Origin of the sequence: Streptomyces sp. NPDC018833 (assembly GCF_044390825.1) — a bacterium.
Classification (GTDB): domain Bacteria; phylum Actinomycetota; class Actinomycetes; order Streptomycetales; family Streptomycetaceae; genus Streptomyces.
In genome coordinates, this window is record NZ_JBIRZM010000004.1 from 485,073 (window position 1) to 506,586 (window position 21,514).

At 72.9% G+C, this 21,514-nt stretch carries 20 protein-coding genes; 14 read left to right on the forward strand and 6 right to left on the reverse strand.

Annotated elements, in window-relative coordinates; all coding sequences use genetic code 11:
- Positions 1-48 precede the first annotated feature (48 nt).
- Positions 49-492: a phospholipase D-like domain-containing protein gene (locus ACH5AF_RS11830; RefSeq protein WP_398901408.1), complete on the reverse strand. Its 444-nt coding sequence runs from the start codon at positions 490-492 to the stop codon at positions 49-51.
- Positions 489-1,544, reverse strand: a complete 1,056-nt coding sequence (locus tag ACH5AF_RS11835; RefSeq protein ID WP_398901409.1) for a Ku protein — start codon at positions 1,542-1,544, stop codon at positions 489-491. The genes ACH5AF_RS11830 and ACH5AF_RS11835 overlap by 4 nt, the downstream gene beginning before the upstream one ends.
- Before the next feature lie 41 nt (positions 1,545-1,585).
- Between ACH5AF_RS11835 and ligD the strand changes: the two genes are divergently transcribed.
- From ligD to ACH5AF_RS11850, 3 genes are all read left to right on the forward strand, one after another.
- On the forward strand, positions 1,586-2,461 hold the full coding sequence (gene ligD, locus ACH5AF_RS11840; RefSeq protein ID WP_398901410.1) for a non-homologous end-joining DNA ligase: 876 nt from the start codon (positions 1,586-1,588) through the stop codon (positions 2,459-2,461).
- Positions 2,458-3,378 carry an ATP-dependent DNA ligase gene (locus tag ACH5AF_RS11845; protein ID WP_398901411.1) on the forward strand — a complete coding sequence of 307 codons (921 nt, stop codon included), beginning with the start codon at positions 2,458-2,460 and terminating at the stop codon, positions 3,376-3,378. The genes ligD and ACH5AF_RS11845 overlap by 4 nt, the downstream gene beginning before the upstream one ends.
- A gap of 78 nt (positions 3,379-3,456) precedes the next feature.
- Positions 3,457-3,888 carry a nuclear transport factor 2 family protein gene (locus ACH5AF_RS11850; RefSeq protein ID WP_398901412.1) on the forward strand — a complete coding sequence of 144 codons (432 nt, stop codon included), beginning with the start codon at positions 3,457-3,459 and terminating at the stop codon, positions 3,886-3,888.
- 31 nt (positions 3,889-3,919) lie between these two features.
- Here the strand turns inward: ACH5AF_RS11850 and ACH5AF_RS11855 are convergent, their stop codons facing one another.
- Entirely contained in the window at positions 3,920-4,726 is an 807-nt protein-coding gene (locus ACH5AF_RS11855; protein WP_398901413.1) for an NERD domain-containing protein, read from the reverse strand.
- Between the two features lie 157 nt (positions 4,727-4,883).
- Between ACH5AF_RS11855 and ACH5AF_RS11860 the strand changes: the two genes are divergently transcribed.
- The 6 genes from ACH5AF_RS11860 to ACH5AF_RS11885 all read left to right on the forward strand — a co-directional run bounded on the left by ACH5AF_RS11860 (position 4,884) and on the right by ACH5AF_RS11885 (position 12,123).
- Positions 4,884-6,989, forward strand: a complete 2,106-nt coding sequence (locus tag ACH5AF_RS11860) for a PBS lyase (protein ID WP_398901414.1) — start codon at positions 4,884-4,886, stop codon at positions 6,987-6,989.
- A gap of 202 nt (positions 6,990-7,191) precedes the next feature.
- The gene (locus tag ACH5AF_RS11865; protein WP_398901415.1) at positions 7,192-7,482 is read left to right on the forward strand and encodes a zinc-ribbon domain-containing protein; all 291 of its coding nucleotides are present in this window, start codon (positions 7,192-7,194) and stop codon (positions 7,480-7,482) included.
- Between the two features lie 238 nt (positions 7,483-7,720).
- Positions 7,721-9,106 carry an FtsW/RodA/SpoVE family cell cycle protein gene (locus ACH5AF_RS11870; protein WP_398901416.1) on the forward strand — a complete coding sequence of 462 codons (1,386 nt, stop codon included), beginning with the start codon at positions 7,721-7,723 and terminating at the stop codon, positions 9,104-9,106.
- Positions 9,103-10,560, forward strand: a complete 1,458-nt coding sequence (locus ACH5AF_RS11875) for a penicillin-binding transpeptidase domain-containing protein (RefSeq protein WP_398901417.1) — start codon at positions 9,103-9,105, stop codon at positions 10,558-10,560. The genes ACH5AF_RS11870 and ACH5AF_RS11875 overlap by 4 nt, the downstream gene beginning before the upstream one ends.
- Positions 10,561-10,564: 4 nt before the next feature.
- Positions 10,565-11,656, forward strand: coding sequence for an amidase family protein (locus tag ACH5AF_RS11880; protein ID WP_398901418.1), 1,092 nt, complete (start codon positions 10,565-10,567; stop codon positions 11,654-11,656).
- Positions 11,653-12,123, forward strand: a complete 471-nt coding sequence (locus tag ACH5AF_RS11885) for a DUF3291 domain-containing protein (protein WP_398901419.1) — start codon at positions 11,653-11,655, stop codon at positions 12,121-12,123. The genes ACH5AF_RS11880 and ACH5AF_RS11885 overlap by 4 nt, the downstream gene beginning before the upstream one ends.
- On the opposite strand, the gene ACH5AF_RS11890 is transcribed toward ACH5AF_RS11885, so the two are convergent.
- Complete coding sequence (locus tag ACH5AF_RS11890) at positions 12,107-12,706, reverse strand: Uma2 family endonuclease (RefSeq protein WP_398901420.1); 600 nt, start codon at positions 12,704-12,706, stop codon at positions 12,107-12,109. The genes ACH5AF_RS11885 and ACH5AF_RS11890 overlap by 17 nt on opposite strands.
- Before the next feature lie 146 nt (positions 12,707-12,852).
- A complete protein-coding gene (locus ACH5AF_RS11895; protein ID WP_398901421.1) occupies positions 12,853-13,968 on the reverse strand; it encodes a ferritin-like domain-containing protein in 1,116 nt (371 codons plus the stop codon).
- Between the two features lie 179 nt (positions 13,969-14,147).
- On the opposite strand from ACH5AF_RS11895, the gene ACH5AF_RS11900 reads away from it, so the two are divergent.
- From ACH5AF_RS11900 to ACH5AF_RS11920, 5 genes are all read left to right on the forward strand, one after another.
- Entirely contained in the window at positions 14,148-15,083 is a 936-nt protein-coding gene (locus tag ACH5AF_RS11900; protein ID WP_398901422.1) for a diiron oxygenase, read from the forward strand.
- A 31-nt stretch (positions 15,084-15,114) separates the two neighbouring features.
- Positions 15,115-15,843 (forward strand): TetR/AcrR family transcriptional regulator, encoded by a 729-nt coding sequence (locus ACH5AF_RS11905; protein ID WP_398901423.1) that lies wholly within the window; start codon positions 15,115-15,117, stop codon positions 15,841-15,843.
- A gap of 10 nt (positions 15,844-15,853) precedes the next feature.
- Positions 15,854-16,129, forward strand: a complete 276-nt coding sequence (locus tag ACH5AF_RS11910; protein ID WP_398901424.1) for a hypothetical protein — start codon at positions 15,854-15,856, stop codon at positions 16,127-16,129.
- A 35-nt stretch (positions 16,130-16,164) separates the two neighbouring features.
- Positions 16,165-19,131 (forward strand): PQQ-binding-like beta-propeller repeat protein, encoded by a 2,967-nt coding sequence (locus tag ACH5AF_RS11915; RefSeq protein ID WP_398901425.1) that lies wholly within the window; start codon positions 16,165-16,167, stop codon positions 19,129-19,131.
- Positions 19,132-19,341: 210 nt separating this feature from the next.
- Positions 19,342-20,217: a coiled-coil domain-containing protein gene (locus ACH5AF_RS11920; RefSeq protein ID WP_398901426.1), complete on the forward strand. Its 876-nt coding sequence runs from the start codon at positions 19,342-19,344 to the stop codon at positions 20,215-20,217.
- 48 nt (positions 20,218-20,265) lie between these two features.
- On the opposite strand, the gene ACH5AF_RS11925 is transcribed toward ACH5AF_RS11920, so the two are convergent.
- Positions 20,266-21,510 (reverse strand): styrene monooxygenase/indole monooxygenase family protein, encoded by a 1,245-nt coding sequence (locus ACH5AF_RS11925; RefSeq protein WP_398901427.1) that lies wholly within the window; start codon positions 21,508-21,510, stop codon positions 20,266-20,268.
- Between the last annotated feature and the right edge of the window lie 4 nt (positions 21,511-21,514).

Here is a 21,514-nt window from a genome sequence, read left to right on the forward strand (position 1 = left end):
GAGGCGTCGGGCACGCTCCGTGCCGCAGTCCCGGGCCCTGCCGGGCCGTCATGTCCGGTGGCGTGCGGTGAAACGCACTGGCGTCTCCCAGCCGCGGGATCCCTTTCGCGCGGGGCACGCGCGGTTGTAGCACCGCCAGCGCCAGTCCCCGTTCTTCCGGCGGCGCAGGTCCACCTCGTCGAGCTGGCACGCCCCGCAACGCGGCGGCCGTGCGAAGTCCTCCGCATGTTCGTGGGTGAGGATCCTGCGTGCGAAATGGCCGCCGTGGATGGTGAGCATGACCTCGCGTGAACGGCTCTGCGACAGGGAGTTGAGGCTGCCGAGGAGGACCGTGCGCTCGTCGATGACGACGATCTTCTGGTGCATCACATTGACCGGTACGACGGTCGACACCACAGCGCGTAGCTGTTTCACCAGGGCGGCCTGTTTCTTCTGTCCGGTGTCGTACGGGTCGCGGACGAAGACCCGCACTGAGGCGCTGAGAGCCGTCACGCCGAACTGCGCCTGCGCGACGCCGTCTTCTTGGCCGCGGGCTTGGACTCCGTCCGGGACGCACTCTTCGAGGCCGTCTTCGAGGTCGACTTGGTGGTGCTCTTCGACGCCGCCTTCTTCGCCGTCTTCGCCGTCTTCGCCGTGGACTTCGTCGCCGCCCTCTTGGCCGGGGTCTTCTTCGCGGCCTGCCCGGTCGACTTCTTCGTCCCGGACTGCTTGGGCGCGGCCCGGCCCTTGATCGGCGTGACCTCGGCGACCTCCTCCTCGCCCCGCGCCTCCTTCGCCGCGCGCACGCTGTTCTCCAGTGCCGCCATGAGGTCGATGACCTTGCCTCCGGCGCGTTCGGCAGGCGATTCCATCTCCGGTGCCGTGACCCCGCCCTCCACCTTGGCGGCGATCATGGCCTCGACCGCCTCGCGGTAGTCGTCGTGCAGGGACTCGATGTCGACCTCGCCGAGCGTGTCCATCAGGGCGTCCGCCAGGTCGAGTTCGGCATCCCGCACGGTCACGTCGGCCTGCGGCGCCACGCCCTCCGGGGTGCGGATCTCGTCCGGCCACAGCAGGCCGTGCATGGCGACCACACCGCCCACGACCCGCAACATGCCGAGCCGTTCCCGGCCGCGCAGGGCGAACTTGGCGATGGCGACCTTGTCGCTGCGTTTGAGTGCCTCGCGCAGCAGCGTGTACGGCTTGGCGGCCGGCACTCCGTTGGGCGACAGGTAGTAGGCCGCGTCCATCTGCAGCGGATCGATCTCGGAGGAGGGCACGAAGGCGACGATCTCGATCGTCTTCGCCGTGGGCAGCGGCAGGAAGGCGAGATCCTCGTCGGTGATCGGGATCATCGATCCGTCCGCGTCCTCGTACGCCTTGCCGATCTCGGCGTTCGTCACCTCCTTCTCCTCCAGCTCGCACACCTTGCGGTAGCGGATCCGGCCGCCGTCGGCTTCGTGGATCTGCCGGAAGGACACCGAGTGGTTCTCGGTGGCGTTCACGAGCTTGATCGGGATGCTGACCAGTCCGAAGGAGATCGCACCGTTCCAGATGGATCGCACGTTTCATCCCTTCCGTCCGGGATTCGTGGGATTCTCATCGTATGACGCCGATCACGGAGGTGGATGGGCGGCGGCTGGCGCTCACCAATCTGGAGAAGGTCATCCACCCCGCCACCGGGACGACCAAAGGCGAGATCCTGCACTACTACGCCGTCACGGCCGAGGCGATACTGCCCCACCTCCAGGACCGGCCCGTCTCCTTCCTGCGGTATCCGGACGGCCCCGACGGGCAGGTGTTCTTCACCAAGAACCCGCCGCCGGGCACACCCGACTGGGTGCGCACGGCCCCCGTCCCACGGTCGGAGGATCCCGGCGCCCGCCAGGTGGTCGTGGACGATCTGGCGTCGCTGGTGTGGGCGAGCAACCTCGTCGTCGAGTTCCACACGCCGCAGTGGCGTGCCGAGAAGCCGGCCGTCGCCGACCGCATGGTCTTCGACCTCGACCCGGGCGTCCCCGCGGGCGTCGCCGAGTGCTGCGAGGTGGCGCTGTGGCTGCGCGAGCGGCTGGCGGCGGACGGGCTCGACGCCTACGCCAAGACCTCGGGCGCCAAGGGGCTGCATCTGCTCGTACCACTGGTTCCGACACCGTCCGAGACGGTGTCGGCGTACGCCAGGGCGCTGGCCAAGGAGGGCGAGGCGGCGATGCCCCGGCTGGTTCTGCACCGGATGGCGCGCTCGCTGCGGCCCGGGAAGGTGTTCGTCGACCACAGCCAGAACGCCGCCGCCAAGACGACCGCCACGCCCTACACCCTGCGGGCCCGCCCCGAGCCGACGGTGTCGGCGCCGGTGACGTGGGAGGAGGTGGAGGCGCGGCGCGGCCTGGCCTTCCGCCTCGGCGACATCGCGGCGCGGCTCGACCGGTACGGGGAGTTGCTCGGCCCGCTCACCGACCCGGACGGCGCCGGGCGCCTGCCGTGAGCGTGCCCAGGCCGCCGGTGAAGGTCGCGGCGGCGGAGTCGGTGACCGTGCTGCCACGCGAAGCGGGCCTGGCGTACGAGCCCAAGTTCGACGGCCACCGGATGGTGGTCTTCCAAGTGGGTGGCGAGGTGCTGCTCCAGGCCCGGTCGGGACGGATCGTCACGGCCGCGTTCCCCGATCTCGCCGAGGCGGCCGCGCGGCTGCCGGACGGCACGGTGCTCGACGGCGAGGTGGTGGTGTGGCGCGACGGGCGTACGGACTTCGCCGCCGTGCAGAGGCGGGCCGCGGCCACCCCGGGCCGGGCACCGGGGCTCGCGCGCTCCCTGCCCGCCTCGTACGCCGCCTTCGATCTGCTCGCCGAGGGCGGCGAGGACCTGCGGCGGCTGGCCTACGCGAAGCGGCGGAAGCGGCTGGTGGCGCTGGTGGGGCCGCTCGGGCCGCCGCTCCAGCCGGTGCCGATGACGCTGGACGTGACGGAGGCGGAGACCTGGTTCGAGACGCTGCCCGCGATCGGCGTCGAGGGACTGGTGGTCAAGCGGCTCGACCAGACTTACCGGAGCGGTGCGCGCGCGTGGCGGAAGCTGCGGCACACCAGCAGCCGGGACGCGGCCGTGGTGGGCTTCACGGGCGGAGCGGCGCGGCCCGCGGCGCTGGTGCTCGTGCTGCCGGACGACGACACCCCGGTGGTCTCCAGCCCGCTTCCCCCAGCGCTGCGGTCCCAGGCCGCGGTGGCGCTCACCGGGCGAGTGGGGGTCGGGACCGGGACCGCGATCGCGCCGGGGCTGGGCGAGATCGGCTACCGGACGGTGGAGCCGGGGCTGACGGCGGAGGTGGAGCAGCGCACGACGCGGCACACGGTCACGACGGTGGCCCGGCTGCGACTTCCCGAGGAGATGGATTCACCGGAGTCGGATTAATCAAGTTTGACTAGGAGTCCCGGCGGGCAGCACTTCGGGACGAGGCACCAGTCAAATGTGATGAGCCGAGGAGACAGAGTGACGCGACTGCCCGACACCGGATACATCCCGACCGCCGAGGAGCTGGCGAGCATCCAGGAGTGGTTCGCCGCCTACGACGCGGTGAGCGCCAAGCGCGACGTCGAGCGCATGGCGGACATGGCCGTCTTCCCGCTCAACCTGGTCAGCGACGACTCGGCGGGCAACGGCGCCTCGGCGCAGTGGGACCGGCAGCAGTTCGTGCGGACGATGACGCAGGTGATGGGCGACGGCAGCGACGACATCACGTTCGAGTCGGTACGGACGCCGGTGCTCCTCTCGCCCGCCATGGCCGTGGTCTTCACGGACTCGACCATGACCATGGAGGGGCGGACGCAGCACCTGCGGTACGCGGACATCCTGATCCGGCAGGAGGGCCGGTGGGCGTTCCAGACCATGCTGCAGGGCGGCTGGGGCGACAACCTCCGCTGACGGCGCGACCTCACCGGGCGCCGCGCGCGGTTCAGACCGCCAGCCAGGTGCGTCTGTCCCGTGCCATCGCGTACAGCGCCTCGACCTCGGCCGGCTTCAGCACCCCGCCGAGCCGTGCCAGCGCTGCCACCTCGTCGTCCCGCAGGATGCGGACATCCTGCGGGACGGCCTCCGTCTCCAGACGCGCCGCGCCCACCACGGCCAGGACCGGCCGCACCGGCGTGGCCAGCGCGTGGGCGGCGCGCTCGGCCCGGCGGCGCACCGCCGCCGCGTATCCGTTCGCCGGTCCGCGGCCCACCCGCACCACGGGTCCGGCGACGCGGACCCGGGTGCCTTGCGCCGCGAGGGCGCGTACGGCGAGGACGCCGCCGGGGCCGACGGCGAGGTGGTCGATCCGGTCGGCACCGGGCAGCGGTACGCAGTGCACGGTCCGCCATCCAGCACCCTCCAGCCGGTCCAGCGCGTCGCCGAGGCGCTGCTGGGCCGCCAGGTCGGCACGGCGGGGATCCCTGCGGATCCGGGGCAGGCCCGGTGGGGGCCGCGGGTCCAGCTCGGCGTACAGGGCCTCACCCGGGCGGTTGGGCGCCAGGTCGTCGTCCGGGTGCAGGGCGAGCCGGGCCAGCTCCGCCGAGGAGGGGACGGGCGGCGGCCCGACGGTGAGGTCACCGGTCGTATAGGGGGCGAGCGCCGCGAGCGCGTCGTCCCTGTACCGCTCCAGAACCACACTGATCCGGCCGTTGTCGGGGTCGTACCAGGCGACGGTAGGGCCGCCCGGAAGATTCACGTACAGCCTGTTACGGCCCCCTGCCCGTGCGGGCGTCACCCTCAGTCCCTGCATGACACCACCACCCCTGACCATGGGAGCAGCCATGGCGTCCGGGGGCAACATCCTGCGGTCCGACAAGCGGCGTGATACCGGTCGCCCCGTCCGGGTCGTGGGGCACACTCTCCCCAGACACAAGGACGATGCAGGAGTTCTTGGGAGGGGGGCAACGGTGTTCGCGGGGATCGACGAGGTCGACTGGGCCTCTCTGGCGCACGCCTACGGCCCGGCAGACGATGTGCCGGAGTTACTGCGCGGACTGGCCTCCGCGGATCCCGAGGAGCGGGAGCACGCGCTCGACGCGATGTACGGGGCGGTGCACCACCAGGGAGACGTCTACGATTCGACGCTCGCGTGCATCCCGTTCCTGATGGAGCTGGTGGCCGACCCCACGGTCGAGGACCGGGGCGGCATCGTCGAGCTGCTCACCAGCATCGGCGGCATCGATCTGGACGGCGACGACGAACTGGACCCGGACGACGAGGAGTTCGAGGGGGCGGCGAACTACGCGATGGCGGCCTCCGCCGTCACCGCGGGCGCCGACGTCTTCCTGCCCCTGGCCGGGGACCACGACCGTGGGGTGCGGCTCGCGGCCCCGCTCGCCCTCGCGACGCTGCACAGCGACCCCGTGCGGGTGCTGGGGAAACTGCGGGAGAGGTTCGACGAGGAGGAGGACAACGAGGTACGGCTCGCCTTCATCGACGCGGCGGGCCGGATAGCGCTGCGGCACCAGTGCCTGACGCCCGAGGTCGTCGCCTGGCTGATGAAGATCGGCGGCCCGGCCTACTGCGCGGGCCTGCGACTGGGCGCGATCGCCCAGCTCGCCCGCTGCGCGCCCGCCGCCCTGCCCGCGGACGTGGTGCCGTGGGTGACGGGGCTGCTGCGGGAACTGCGTGCGGAGCCCGTGGTGGTGGCAGCGGCCGCCGAGATGCCGGCGCCGCCCGTGCCGGGGGCGCAGCGGGAGATGCGGGCGGCCGCCGTCGCGGGCCGGGTCGCGCCGTGGACGGCGGACCTGCTGCGCACGCTCCACGCGGGCCTCGGCGACCGGGTGGACGACCGGATCGCGCTGGTGGCCGACCAGTTGTGCAGCCCGGACCGGGGCCAGCGGATCGACGGTGTACGGATGAGCGAGGCGCTGCTGCGGACGCTGCGCGGTGCCTACGACGAGCTGGTGGGTCTGATCGGCGAGCAACTCGCGGATCCCGAGCCGCGGCTCGGCGACGCCGCCGCCGTGGTGCTCAAGGGTCTGTTCCAGCTCGCCACACCCGCCACGGACGCGCTGATGGAACGGGTGGCGGCCGAGCCGCACGGCTGGGTGCGCGAGTGGGACGCCGGGCCGCCGACGCTCGGTGCGGCGGTCATGGCGCTGGTGCGGGCGGGCGACCCGCGGGTCGTGCCCGTACTGGCGCGGATCCTGGAGCGCGAGAAGGCGCCGAGGGATCTGGGCCGGTCGCTGGACCGGCTCGGCACGGCGGCGGCACCGCTCGGACCGGCTCTGTGCGACCGGCTGGCCCGCGTACCGCTCGACGACACGCTCCACGAACAGGCCGGACCGCTGCTCCACGGGCTGTCCGTGCTGCGGGCGGCCGACACGCTCCCCGGGGCCGTGCCCGCGGTGCTGCGGGTACTGCGGGGCGCTCCCGCGTACCGGCGCGAGTGGGTGACCGAGTCGGCGCTGCGGGCGCTGACCGCGTTCGGTCCCGCGGCGCACGAGGCCGTGCCGGAGCTGCGCCGGCTGATCGCCGGCCCGCACGGCGGGCGGCCCGGCGACACGGGACTCCCGGCCGCGCTGACGGCGCGGGCCGCGGGGGCGCTGTGGGCGATCGAGGGCGATGCCGATGCCGTGCTGCCGGTGCTGTGCGCCGTGCTGAACGGGCCCGACCTGGGGGCCCGGCGCACGGCCGCCGCGGTGCTCGGCGCTCTGGGGCCGGCCGGCGCGCCGGCCGCGCACCCGCTCGGCGGGCTGCTGTGGTCGGCGGAGCCGTGGACGCGGGTGGAGTCGGCCGCGGCACTGTGGCGGGTCAGCGGCGACCCGGGACGGGCGTGGCCGGTGCTGCGCCGGGCCTGGGGCGAGCTGCCGCACTCCCGGGTGCCGGTCGCGGCGGCTCTCGCGGAGATGACGACGCGGGGCGCCGAAGGCGCGGACCGGCTGGTCGACGGCGAACTGCTGTCCGTACGACGGCACAACGCAATCGACGCGGGGGCGGACGGCCACGACATCTTCACGGACGAGCGGCTGCTGAGCCTGTGCCGACAGGCGGTCACGGGCGGTCCCTGACCGCCCGCCGCCCGGCTGTCGGCGGTTCCTGACGGCCCGCGACCCCGGCTGTCGGCGGCTCCTGACCGCCGCACGCCGGCCGTCCCGCGTACGCCGCGGGCTCCTGACCGCCCGCGCCCGTGGCCTCGCGTACGTCATGGCCCCGGGGCGCGCCCATGGCGGCGCGTGCGCGATGCTGGACCTCTACGGAGGGAATCGGAACATGATCATTTTCGGCACCAAGGGCTATCTGTACCAACTGGCGATCCTGACGCTGGTGTGCGGCCACTGCGGCAACCCGTCGGCGCACACGCTCCGTAAGCGCGTCACGAAGTTCACGCTGTTCTTCGTGCCGCTGTTCCCCATTTCGACGAAGTACGCGACGCAGTGCACGTTCTGCGGCGCGGAGCAGCGGCTCACGGCCGAGCAGGCGGAGCAGCTCCAGTGGCAGGCCTCTTCCGCGCCGTCGGCCGGACAGCCGGCAGGCGGACAAACGGTGCGCCCGAGCGAATGAGCCGACGGGCCGGTGACCGCCCGGTGCGGCCGTGCCGGAGTCTGCCCCGTCGGCCCGCCGCCCGGTCCGCCCCCGCGAGGAGACCGGGGAAGGCGAGCCCGTACCGCCCGATGAGGCACGGGCGCCCGGCGGTCGAACTGGTCGTGGACGGCACGGTGGTGACGGTCCGCGACCACAGGCCGGGCCCACCGTTGACATAAAGGGGCAAATACTCTTACAGCTTGCTACGTTGCGTGGCATGACCGCAACGACGGCGGAGCCGGAGCCCGAACCGCCCGAACCGCGCCCCGCCAAGCGGCGGGGCGTGGAGCTGTCGCTCCTCGTCTGCGCCGTCCTCATCTCTGTCTACGGCTATGTGGCCGTCGGCCTCGCCCGCCAGGGCGCCGTGCCCCCGGACACGGTGGGATACGGGGCCGGCCTCGGTCTCCTCTCCCTGCTCGCCCATCTCGCCGTACGCCGGCGCGCCCCCTACGCCGACCCCTTGCTCCTCCCGATCGCCGTCCTGCTCAACGGCATCGGGCTGGTGCTGATCTACCGGCTCGACCTGGAGACCCCCGGCGACGTCGCCGCGCCCACCCAGCTGGTGTGGTCCGCACTCGGCGTCGCCCTGTTCATCGCCTCCGCCGTCGCCCTCCACGACCACCGGGTGCTCCAGCGCTATGCGTACGTCAGTGTCGTCGCCGCCCTCGCCCTGCTCTGCGCACCGATCCTCTTCCCCGCCGTGAACGGGTCCCGCATCTGGATCCGCGCCGGTGAACTGTCCATCCAGCCGGGCGAGTTCGCGAAGGTGCTGCTCGCCGTGTTCTTCGCCGCGTATCTCGCGGCCAACCGCGGCGCTCTCGCGCACACGGGGCGGCGGCTGTGGCGGCTCCGGCTGCCCGCCGGGCGCGTGCTCGGCCCGGTGCTCGCGATCTGGCTGCTCAGCGTGGGCGTCCTGGTCCTGGAGCGGGATCTCGGTACCTCGCTGCTGTTCTTCGGGCTGTTCGTCGTGATGCTGTACGTGGCCACCGGCCGGATCGGCTGGATCGCCGTCGGTCTGCTGCTCGCAGCGGCCGGTGCGTACGCCGTCGGTTCGCTCGAACCGCACGTCCACGGCCGGGTGCAGGACTGGCTCGACCCGTACGCGAGCATCGAGGCCGGACAGGGGCCCGGACAGCTCGCCCAGTCGCTGTTCGCCTTCGCCACCGGCGGGTTGCTCGGCACCGGCCTCGGACTCGGCCACTCCGTCCTCATCGGCTTCGCCACCAAGTCCGACTTCATCCTCGCCACTGCGGGCGAGGAGCTCGGCCTCGTCGGACTGACCGCCCTCATCCTGCTGTACGCGCTGCTCGTGGCCCGCGGCTACCGCGCCGGACTCGCCCTGCGCGACGCGTTCGGCGGACTGCTCGCCGTCGGGCTCTCCTCCATCCTCGCGCTCCAGGTGTTCGTCATCGCGGGCGGTGTGACGGGGCTGATCCCGCTCACCGGCATGGCGATGCCGTTCCTGGCCCAGGGCGGCTCGTCCGTCGTCACCAACTGGGTGATCGTCGCCCTGCTCATCCGCCTGAGCGACTCGGCGAGGGCACCGGGACCCAGGGCCGCCGAGCCCGGCGCCGTCGTCGCGGAACCGGCGGTCGGCCGGTGACCCGCTGCATGCGGCACGCCGCCGCGTTCTGCGTGCTGCTGCTGGCCGCGCTCCTCGTCAACGCCGCACGGGTGCACCTCGTAGAGGGTCCCTCCCTCGTCGACAACCCGGCCAACCGCCGTACCGCCATCGCCCGTTATGCCGACCCGCGCGGTGACATCGTCGTCGACGGCAGGCCGGTCACCGGCTCCCGGGACACGGGCGGCCGACTGCGGTACGAACGGACCTACCCGCACGGCCCGCTGTACGCCCCGGTCACCGGTTACGCCTCCCAGACGTACGGCACCTCGCTGCTGGAGAGCATCGAGGACGGCATCCTCTCCGGCACCGACCCGCTGCTCTCCCGGCTGCCGCTCTGGAACGACCTCAGTCGCGGCCGCACGCCCGGCGGACGGGTCGTCACGACCGTCCGGGCAGCGATGCAACGGGCCGCGTACGAGGGGCTGCACGGGCGCCGGGGCGCCGTCGCGGCGGTCGAGCCCGCCACGGGCCGCATCCTGGCACTGGTCAGCAGCCCCTCGTACGACCCCGGTGAGTTTGCGGGCTCAGGGGAGGAGGCCGCGGACGCGTGGGTTCGGCTGAACGGCGCCCCCACCCGGCCGATGCTCAACCGGGCGATCCGGCAGACGTACCCGCCGGGGTCCGCGTTCAAGATCGTGACGGCCGCGGCGGCGCTGGAGTCGGGCGTGGTCGACGACGTGGACGCGCCGACCCGCACCCCGGACCCGTACGTCCTGCCCGGCACCGGCACCAGGCTGCCCGACGCTGCCGAGGGGTGCGAGAACGCCTCGCTCGCGTACGCGATCCAGTGGTCGTGCAACTCGGTGATGGCCGGGCTCGGGGCGCGTGTGGGCCTGTCGGGGATGGTGGAGGCCGTCGCGGGGTTCGGCTTCAACGACGCGGGGTTGCGCATCCCGGCGGCGGTCTCGCGGTCGAACTTCGACACCGACATGTCCGTGGACCAGCTCGCGCTCTCCTCGATCGGGCAGTTCAACACGACCGCCACACCGCTGCAGATGGCGATGGTCTCGGCGGCCGTCGCCGGCGGCGGTTCCCTCAGACGTCCGTATCTGGTCGAGCGGGTGACCCGGGCGGACGGCTATCCGGTGGCGCAGTACGGCCCCCGGGCCTACCGGCAGGCGATGAACCCGGCCACGGCGATGCGGCTGCGGCGTCTGATGGTGCAGGCCGTCGAGGAGGGCACCGGGACCAACGCGGCGATCGACGGCGCGATCGTGGGCGGCAAGACCGGCACGGCCCAGCACGGCGTCGGCAACACCGGTACGCCGTACGCCTGGTTCATCTCCTGGGCGCAGGACCGCAACGCGGCACAGCCCGCGGTCGCCGTGGCGGTGGTCGTGGAGGAAGCGGCGGCGGACCGCGAGGTGATCAGCGGCGGGGGCAGCGCGGCGCCGATCGCCCGCGCGGTGATGGAGGCGGCGCTGCGACACTGACGGCATGGATGTGGCGCAGGCACTGGAGACCATCGGACGGCTCGATCCCGCGCTCAGCGCCTTCGTCGAGGTCTGGGACGAGCGGGCTCGTGCGCAGTGCCGCGCGGTCGATCCCGGGCTCCCGCTCGCCGGGCTGCCGTTCGCGGTGAAGGGGCGGTCGGGCATCCGCCCCCGTAGCCCTTCGGACGCGGGAGGGGCCCGCACGTACGCGGCCCGCCGGCTGATCGCGGCGGGCGCGGTCCCGGTCGGGTCGACGTCGGTGCCCGGCCCCGGCACGTACTGGCAGACCTGGGGCCTCGGCGCGCACGGCCCCACCCGCAACCCCTGGCGCGCGGACCGCACCCCCGGCGGTTCGTCGGCCGGCTCGGCGGTGGCGGTCGCCGCGGGGATGGCGCGGCTGGCCACCGGCAGCGACGGGGCGGGCTCGGTGCGCATCCCGGCGGCGTGGTGCGGGGTGTTCGGCCTGAAGACGACCAACGGGCTGCTGCCGTCGCCGGACCGCACCGGGCTCGCCTCGGCCGGTGTGCTGACGCCGAGGGCCGCGGACGCGCGGGCGTATCTGCGCTGTGTGCTCGACGGCCACGCGGAGGCCCCCGTGGACCTCCCGCTGCGGGCGGTGTGGTCGCCGGACCTGGGCTTCGCCGCTGTGGACCCGGAGGTGGCCGATGTGGCACGCGCCGCGGTGGACCGGCTGGTGGGGGCGGGGGTCGTACGCCCGGTGGGCGGGGATCCGGCCCTGCTGGACCCGGCGGACGCGTGGTCGGCGGTGCGGGCCGGGCGGGCGGCGACGGGGGCGGCGGTACGGGAGGAGAACGACCGGCGGCTCGACGCCCTGTTCGCCGGGGCGGACGTCCTTCTCACCCCGGCGACCCCGAACCGCCCGCACGGCCACGACGGCCCCGGCCCCGATGTCTACTCCACGGCGCTGACCTGGGCGTTCAACCTGAGCGGCCATCCGGCGGCAAGCATCCCGGCGGGTTTCACCAGCGACGGCTGCCCCGTCGGGCTCCAACTGGTGGCGGCGCGCGGGGCGGACGTCTCACTGGTCGAAATGGCGGTTGCGGCCGAGGAGCGGCTGATTACTGTGCGGCCATGACCGCACACGAACTCGCTCAGGTGAACATCGCCCGGCTCAAACACCCGCTGGATTCCGCGCAGTTGAAGGACTTCGTCGACAACCTCGACCCGGTGAACGCGGTCGCCGACGCGGCCGACGGCTTCGTGTGGCGCATGCAGGACGCGACGGGCGACGCGAAGGACATGCGGGTGTTCGGCGACGACATGATGATGGTGAACATGTCCCTGTGGCGCGACACGAACGCGCTGACGGCGTTCATGTACCAGGGGACGCACCGCGAACTCCTGGCGCGGCGCCACGAGTTCTTCGAGCGCATACAGGAGGTCATGACCACCCTGTGGTGGGTCCCGGCCGGCCACCGCCCGACGGTCCGGGAGGCGGAGGAGCGCCTTCGGTACGTACGGGAACACGGGCCGACGGAGTATGCGTTCACGCTGCGGACGTCGTTCCCGCCGCCGGTGGGGGAACTCAAAGCCGCCGTTTGACCGCGGTGAGGTCGATGTCGATGGGGTACGGAAGGTCGACCTTGAGCTGCTTGCGGTGGATCCCGCTCAACGCGTAGGCGCGGGTCGCGGGGTCGAGCTCGTAGACGTAGACGACCGGCAGTCCCTCGTCCTCCTCGACGCGCCAGAAGTGGGGGACGCCGGCCTGGGCGTACTTGCGGGGCTTGAGTTCGCGGTCGCGCTCGACGGAGTCGGCGGAAACGACCTCGACGGCGAGAAAGACGTCCTGCGGCTTGAACCACGTTTCCCGCGGGCCTGCGTCGGCGTCCACCGGAACCACCAGCACATCGGGCTCGGGCCGGTTCTTGCTGTCCATCCTCATGGTCATCTCGCCGATGGCCTCAAGATGCTCCGGCGCCTGGTCCGTCAGCGCCTGCACCAGGAAGTGGATGGTGCGCGAATGGAACCGCGTCTGCGGACTCATCAAGACAAGGATCCCATCGATCAGCTCCGTGTGCGGAGGAAGATTCGGAAGCCTGTCGAGGTCGTCCGCCGTCCATCCGTCGGCCGGCGGAAGCGGCCACCGGAACTGGTCATCCAGTTCGTACTCGCGTGCGGCGCTCATGATTGCTCCCATGCGACGGAGTCTGCCTGGCGCTTTCAGCGTACCCAGCAGAGATGCCGCATCGACCCATCGAAAGAGTGATCGACGATCTCGCGTTGACCGGCCCGGCTGTCAGCCGCCCAGCCGGCCGCCAGGCCTGCACCGGCTCACGGACCAGAGAGCTGAGCGCCCTCCGCGATCGCGTCCGTCACCTCGGTCACCCGCGCCTGCTCCTCGGCCGCGAACCGCTCCCGGTCGAGCTGTTCGGCCACCTCCTCGTCCTGGCTCATCAGCAGCTCCAGTCCGGCGTCGCCCAGCTCGAGGACGCCCATGTCCAGATACGCCTTCTGCAGCCGCTCGCCCCACAGTCCGATGTCCTTGACGCAGGGCACGATGCGGCTGAACAGCAGCTTGCGGAAGAGGTGGAGGAACTCGGACCGCTCCGAGTACTCCTCCGCTTCCTTGCGCGAGATGCCGAAGTTCTCCAGGACCTCGACGCCGCGCAGGCGGTCGCGCATGAGGTAGCAGCCCTCGATCACGAACTCCTCGCGTTCGCGCAGTTCGGCATCGGTGAGCTGCCGGTAGTAGTCGCGCAGCGCCATCCGTCCGAAAGCCACGTGACGGGCCTCGTCCTGCATCACATACGCCAGGATCTGCTTCGGCAGCGGCTTGCTGGTGGTGTCGCGGATCATGCCGAACGCGGCCAGCGCCAGGCCCTCGATCAGGACCTGCATCCCGAGGTAGGGCATGTCCCAGCGGGAGTCGCGCAGGGTGTCGCCGAGCAGGCTCTGCAGATTGTCGTTGATCGGGTAGAGCATGCCGATCTTCTCGTGCAGGAAACGGCCGTAGATCTCGGCGTGCCGGGCCTCGTCCATCGTCTGCGTGGCGGAGTAGAACTTGGCGTCGAGGTCGGGGGCGGACTCGACGATCCGCGCGGCGCAGACCATGGCGCCCTGCTCGCCGTGGAGGAACTGGCTGAACTGCCAGGAGGTGTAGTGCCTGCGCAGCTCGCCCTTGTCCTTGTCGGTCATCCTGGCCCAGTGCCGGGTGCCGTGGAGGGTCAGCGCCTCGTCGGGTGTGCCGAGGGCGTCGTACGGGTCGACCTCCAGGTCCCAGTCGATGCGCTTGGCGCCGTCCCACTGCTTGTCCTTGCCCTTCTGGTACAGGGCGAGCAGCCGGTCGCGCCCGTCGTCGTAGTCCCACGCGAAGCGTGCCGAACCGGAAGCCGGGACCTGCCAGAGGGGGCTCGCGGGTGGCTGCGTGTAGCGCTCGTACGTCGACACTGGCGGCTCCTTCGCCTGGTATCCCGTTTCGACTCACCGATGTGCAAGGACAGTTGGCAGGCTCACACGCTGATAGACGGATAGTCAACAAGTTGCGCACGAGGGATTGACGAGCTTGCTGACGAGCAGTCTCATAACGGTTGACGACCGGCAACCCCCCTCGCGAGGTGTCCTCAGCCATGACAACCGTGACCGAACACGATGTGCAGCTGCTGCGCGACGCACTGGGCCCCCTCCGGGACCGCGAGCAGGTCGCCGCCCGGCTGCTCGAGGCTTCCGCGAAGCACTCCTTCGACCCCGAGAAGGAGCTCGACTGGGCGGCGCCGATCGAGGACGGCAAGTGGTTCTGGCCGCCGGAGCTGGTCTCGCTCTACGACACCCCGCTCTGGCACCGGATGTCCGAGGAGCAGCGGATGGACCTGGCCCGGCACGAAGGGGCGTCACTCGCCTCGCTCGGGATCTGGTTCGAGATCATCCTGATGCAGCTGCTGGTCCGCCACATCTATGACAAGTCCCTGACCAGCGACCACGTCCGCTACGCGCTCACGGAGATCGCCGACGAGTGCCGGCACTCGATGATGTTCGCGAAGATGATCCGTAAGGCCGAGGCCCCCGCCTACCCCGTTCCGCGGATCTACCACAACCTGGCCCGCGTGCTGAAGACCGTCTCGACCACACCCGGTTCCTTCGCGGCGACGCTCCTCGGCGAGGAGATCCTCGACTGGATGCAGCGCCTCACCTTCCCGGACGAGCGGGTGCAGACCCTGGTGCGCGGTGTCACCCGTATCCATGTGGTGGAGGAGGCCCGCCATGTGCGGTACGCCCGTGAGGAGTTGCGCCGCCAGATGGTGACGGCGCCGCGCTGGGAGCAGGAGTTCACGCGCCTGAGCTGCGGCGAGGCCGCCCGCGTCTTCAGCGTCTGCTTCGTCAACCCGAAGGTGTACGACAACGTGGGCCTCGACCGGCGCGAGGCCGTCGCCCAGGTGCGGGCGAGCGGTCACCGGCGGCAGGTCATGCAGGCGGGCGCCCGGCGGCTCACCGACTTCCTGGACGACATCGGCGTGCTGCGCGGAGCGGGCCGCAGGCTGTGGAAGAGCTCCGGCCTTCTCGCGTAGGGCGGCGCGGGCTGCGGTTACGCTGCGGAGCATGACCAGTCCTGCTCCCGCGGCCCGGGCGTACCGACGGCTCAGCGTCGAGAAGCGCCGCGCGCAGCTGCTCGCCGCGGCGCTCTCCCTCTTCGCGCACCGGCCGCCGGACGAGATCTCGCTCGATGACGTGGCGGAGGCGGCCGGTGTCTCCCGGCCGCTCGTCTACCGCTACTTCCCGGGCGGCAAGCAGCAGCTGTACGAGGCGGCGCTGCGCTCGGCCGCCGACCGGCTGGAGGACTGCTTCGCCGAACCGGCCGCCGGGCCCCCGACCGCCCGGCTGGCCCGGGTCCTTGACCGCTACCTCGTCTTCGTCGACGAGCACGACACGGGATTCAGCGCTCTGCTGCGCGGCGGCAGCGTCGTCGAGACCTCGCGCACGACATCGATCGTCGACGAGGTACGGCGGTCCGCGGCCGAGCAGATCCTGATCCATCTCGGCGCCGAAGGGGCCGGGTCCCGGCTGCGGATGATGGTGCGCACCTGGATCGCGGCCGTCGAGGCGGCGTCGCTGATCTGGATCGACGACGGCAAGCAGCCTTCCGCCGCCGAGATGCGGGACTGGCTGGTGGACCATCTGATCGCCCTGCTCGTGGCGACGGCCACGACCGACGAGGAGACCGCGGCCGCGGTCGCGGACCTGGTGGCGCAGGAGACGGCGGACGGCGCGGTCGGCACGCTGGCCCGCCGCCTGCTGCCGGTCGTGGCCGAGGCGTCGCATCTGCTGTGACACTGGTGCGGTGAGAAGCGAGAACACCCCCTTCGTCGGCGGCCCGATGGACGGGCGCGTACTGCCGGTGCTGGTGGGCCCCACGGGCCATCCCCCGAAGTGGTACACGATTCCGGTCCCGCACGACGACGGCAGCCCGCCCACGGTCCACGCCTACCGCCGGGTCCCGTCCGGCTACACCAAACGCCTCGGCCTGCAGCGCGGCTGGATGTACGAGTACGCGCCGGAGGGCGTGCAGCGGCGTGAGCCGAGGTGGCCCTGGTCGAAGCCGAAGGGCACGCCATAGGATCACGGGACCGTGTCACCAGGGGGGATGTCGCGATGGAGCCGCTGCTGCCGGACGATCCGGCCCGGATCGGTCCGTACCGCACGCTGGCGCGTGTGCGTGAGTCGGCGAGTTCGGTCCGCTTCCTGGCGCTGGGGCCGGACGGGGAGGCGTCCGTGGTCGCGTTCGTCAGGCCCGAGCTTGCCGCCTCGCCCGTGTTCCGGCGCCGTTTCCGGCACGAGACCCGCAGGACGGAGCAGCTGGCCGGGGGCTGGGTCCAGCCGGTCACGTCGGACGTGGACGGGCCGCAGCTGTGGACGGCGAGCCCGTACGTCCCCGCGCTGACCCTGCGGCAGGCGATCGCGCTCGCCGGCCCGCTGTCCGAACGCGCTGTACGGATCCTGGGCGCGGCGCTCGACGAGACCCTGTCCCGGGTGCACGCCACCGGCATGGTCCTGCACAGCCTCTCGCCCGACACGGTGCTGCTGGCGGCGGACGGCCCGCGTCTGACGGCGCTCGGCGCTCTCGGTGCCGCGGTCGTCGCGGAGGCGGACGCGGACGGCCAGCTGACGGTCAGGCTGGGCTATCTGACGCCGGAACAGGCCACGGGTGCCCAGCCCGGACCCGCGTCGGACATGTTCGTCCTCGGCCAGCTCCTCGCCTACGCGGCGACGGGGACGACCCCGCTCGCGGACGCGGACCGGATCACGCACGGCGAACCGGAACTGGCCGGCGTGCCGGAGCGACTGCGCCCGGTCGTGGCGTCCTGCCTGGCGAAGCTTCCCGCCGAACGCCCCCTGGCCGGAAAGGTGGCGGCGGACCTCGCCCTGGAGGGCGCGGCAGCCCTGGCCCGCGACGGCTGGCTCCCGACCCCGGTGACGTCGGCGCTTGCGGCCCAGGAGGCGAAGGCGAGGGCACTCGCCACGGGCAACGCGGACGCGGCGCGCACCCGGGCCGTGGGGTCCACGGGCGGCGCGTCCGTGGGTGGCCCGGCCACGGGCGGCGCGTCCGTGGGTGGCCCGGCCACGGGCGGAGGCAGCGAACCGGACGGGCTCCCGGCCGACCGTTCCACGGGCGGGGGCAGCCCAGGCCGCACAGCCACGGGGGCGGGACACGCCGACGAGGCCGCCGCGAGGGCGGGGAGCACGGCCGGCCCGGCCACGGGCGGTGCAAGCCCGGTCCAGCCTGCCGCGGGGGCGGGTGGCGCCGACCGGGCCGCCGCAGGCGCAGCCGGAACCGAAGGGGTGGCAAGCACCCCTCGGCCCGCCGCCGGGGCGGATGGCGCCGCCTACGCGGCCACGGGAGCGGGGACGTTCGTTCAGCCCACCGCCGGTACAGCGAGCACAACCGACCCGGCCAGGGACGCGGGTTACCCCCACGCCGACGCCGCCGGGGCGGACGGCACCGCCCACGCGGCCACACACCACCACCCCGCCGCAAGGGGACCGGATGCCGCCCGGCCCGCCGCATTGGCAGGCGACACGCCCCACCCCGCCGCGGGCGCAGGCAACAACCCCGCCCACCCCGCCGCGGGCGACCTCGGGGATCGGGCCACCGTGCTCGTGCGGCGTCGTGGGGCGCCGGGCGTGCGCGACACCACCCCCCTTGTGAGCGACCACACCGCGCCCGCGGTGCCGGCGCTGCCTGCCGTCGTGCCCTTCGCGGGCGGGACCGCTTCGCGGACCGAGCAGGACACCGGCATCGCGCGGCGGGGGCTGCTCGTCGCGGCGGCGGCAGGCGTCGCCGGGCTCGTCGTCGGGGGCGGGGCGGTGTACGCCCTCGGCGGGGACACCGAGGACAAAGCCGGTACGGGCACTCCCGCGCCCGCCCCGCGGCCCAGCCGTATGGCCGGACTCGCGCCCGATCCGCTGTGGCGGTACGAGCATCCGGCGGCCGGGGACGGTCCCGTCGGGGCGGCCGTGTGGCGCGACCGGCTGCTGCTGGTGACGGACGGCAAACGGATGACGGGCGTCGATCTGCGCACCGGCCGACGCCGATGGGAGCTGGCGGAGGCCGCGGCCGCCTCCCGGCCCGTGCCGGTGGACACCACGTTCTGTCTCGTGGACACCGCCGACCACCTGCTGTGGGTGTCGGCGGAGGACGGCAGGACCGGACACCGCGTGGCCAAGGCGACCTTGGCGCGGCCGGGCGAGAGCCTCACGATCGGGAACGTCATGGGAGCCGACGGCCCCACCGTCTGGTTCACCGGCCATGTGCGCAAGACGGTCGAGAAGACCGTCAAGAAGCGCAAGAGGAAGGTGGACGTACGCGAGACGTACGTGATCGCCTACGACCTCGCCGGGCGCAGACAGCTGTGGCGGGCGCGCGTCCCCGACGGGCGCCCGCCGTACACCCCGCTGTACCAGCTGGTCGCGGCACGCTCCGGAGAGGTGCTCGTACGGCAGGACGGCAACACCCTCACCCCCGCGCAGCGCAAGGCGGCGAGGAACAAGACCGTGCTGCTCGCCTTGGACCGCGGTACGGGCAAGCCGCTCGCGTCCGTTCCGCTCGGCGCGGTGGGCCCGACCGCCGCCGTCACCGGGGACGCCGCGGGCCGGCTCTACGCCGCGTCCGGCGGCGAACTGCACGCGTACTCAGGGCCGGACGGCAAGCGGCAGTGGCGGGTCGCCGCGGCCGACACCCGCGGCGAGAGCGGGGAGTTCGCCTTCGGTACGGCCGTACTGCGCGGCCCGACCCTGTACGTCGCCAACCGCTACCAGCAGGTGTGCGCCGTCGACACGGCCACCGGCCGGCAGCTGTGGCGGCGCTCCACCGAGGCCCCGGTGTGGCGGGAGACGCCCTCGACGGCCCTGAGCACCAGCGGCCGCACCGTTCTGGCGGGCGATGCCGCACAGCTCACCGCCTTCTCCGCGCGTGACGGCCGACGCCTGTGGAAGTTCCAGGAGGCGGGCGCCGCGGAGGCCGAGGAGCAGGCCGCGCCGCGCTACGCGGCGATGGCCGCCGGGGACCGCCGGGTCCTCGCCCGCCGGGGCTCGGTCTTCTACGCCCTGCCCGTGGACTGACGGACACCACGGGGATCGGTCTGCTACGCCCTGCCCGTGGACTGACGGACACCGCCGGGGGCCCGTCGCCACGCCGCGCCGCGCGTGCACTGTGCCGCGACGGATGACCGTGTTGCGCCGATGCGACGACTCGGCGGGCCCACGCGGCGGCTGGGGCGCATGCTCACGTCGTGGGGAGGAGGGGCCGCCCCGCGAGGCGGAGGTGATGGTGTGTCAGGCAGGATGCTGCGTACGGTCTGCGCGGTGGCGCTCGTCGCCGCGACAGCCGTCGCCGGGGACCCGGCCGCCGCCGACCCCGTTCCCGGTGGCACACCCGGTGCCGTGGCGCCCGCTCCCGGCGGCGAGAGGGGCCGCGAGGCGGGCGGCGCCGTCGACCGGGTGCTCGGTGATCTCGGGGACGGTGTGGTCGAGGCGCTCGTCGGGGACGGCGGGCCCACGGCGGGCGCGGGCGCGCCGGTCGGCCTGCAGGGTGTGCTGACGCATCTCGGGGCTCTGTACCGGCAGGCGTCCGAGGCGGAGAAGACGTACCGCGTCACCGCACGGGCGCTCACGAAGCAGCGCGCCGAGACCGCACGGCTCGGCCGCGAGCTCGGCGCGGCGCGCCGGGCGCTCGCCGTCAGCCGTGCCGACGCCGGGTGGATCGCACGCCAGCAGTACCAGGGCACCTCGGAACTCTCCGCCTACCTGCGGCTGCTGCTCGCGCCCGATCCGGAACAGGCGCTGGAACAGGGGCATCTGATCGAGCGCGTCGCCACCGGACGGCTGGCGGCGATGTCTCGCCTGGAGGCCGTGGAGCGGCGGGCCCGGGAGCTGGCCACCGCCTCACGCGCGGCCCTGGACACCGAACTCGCGCTGGCGGCCGGGCAGCAGCACTCCCAGGCCACCACGACCGCACGGCTGAAGTCCGCCGCGGCGGTGCTCGCCACGCTGTCCCCTGAGGACGTCGCCGCCCTCGGATCCCTGCCGAAGGCGCCGCGACCCCTGCCCGGCGGCGGGGCGGCGGGAACAGGCGGTACGAGCAGGACGGACGGCACGGCCGGTTCCGTACCGCCGGCCACGCCAGCCACGCCGGCCCCGCCGGAATGACGGCGGGAGGGGACGGGACGACGGCGGCGGCGGCGAATGGGGACGCCGTCAGGCGCCCTGGGCGCCCGCGACCTCGGCCAGGTAGGCACCGGCCTTCTCCGGGTCGTAGAAGTAGTTCTCGAAGTCCGCCGGGTCGTTGAACCCGTTCGCGAACCGGTTCGCGACCGGCTGGAGCTGACCGGCCGCACCGATCAGGTTCAACACGTGCTCCGGAGGGACTCCCAGCATCGCGTTGGTCCACTTGGTGACGTGCTGCGCCGTCTCCCAGTACCGGTCGAACGCCGCCTGCATCCACGCCTCGTCGAACGGCTTGTCGCCGTGCTCGGTGATCGAGGCGAGGTACGACGCGGCGCACTTGGCGGCCGAGTTGGACCCCTGGCCGGTGATCGGGTCGTTGGCCACGACCACGTCGGCCACGCCGAGCACCAGCCCACCGCCGGGCAGGCGGCCGATGGGATTGCGCACGGTGGGGGCGTAACGGCCGGCGAGCGTGCCGGCCGCGTCGGTCAGCTCGACCTTCGTGGCCCGCGCGTACTCCCACGGCGTGTGCTTCTCCATCAGCTCCAGCGTCAGCGCGAGATGCTCGGAGGGGTCCTTGACGCCCTGGAAGACGTCGAGCGGACCGCCGGGGATGCCCTCCCAGAAGAGGATGTCCGCGCGGCCCGACGTCGTCAGGGTCGGCATCACGAACAGCTCACCGACGCCCGGCACCAGGTTGCAGCGCACCGCATCGTAGTCGGGGTGCTCGGGGCGCGGGCCGAGGCCGTGGACGTAGGCGACGGCGAGCGCGCGCTGCGGTTCGGCGTACGGGGAGCGGGTGGCGTCCCGGCCGAACATGGAGACCAGTTCGCCCTTGCCGGCCGAGACCAGCACCAGGTCGTAGGTGCGGGAGAAGTAGTCCAGGTCGGACACGGCCGCGCCGTGGATGACGAGCTGCCCGCCGCGCTGGGCGAACGTCTCCATCCAGCCGGCCATCTTGACGCGCTGGTCGACGGACTGGGCGTAGCCGTCGAGCCTGCCCACCCAGTCGATGGCACGGCTCGCGTCGGGTCCGGCCACCGAGACGCCGAGACCCTCGATCTTCGGGGCCTGTGTCTCCCAGAAGTTGATGCCCAGGTCCCGCTCGTGCTGGAGCGCGGTGTGGAACATGCACTGGGTGGACATGACCCGGCCGGACCGGATCTCGTCCGCCGTGCGGTTGGACATCAGGGTGACCTCGTAGCCCCGGGACTGGAGGCCGAGGGCGAGCTGCAGTCCGGACTGGCCGGCGCCGACTATGAGTATCTTCCGCATGAAG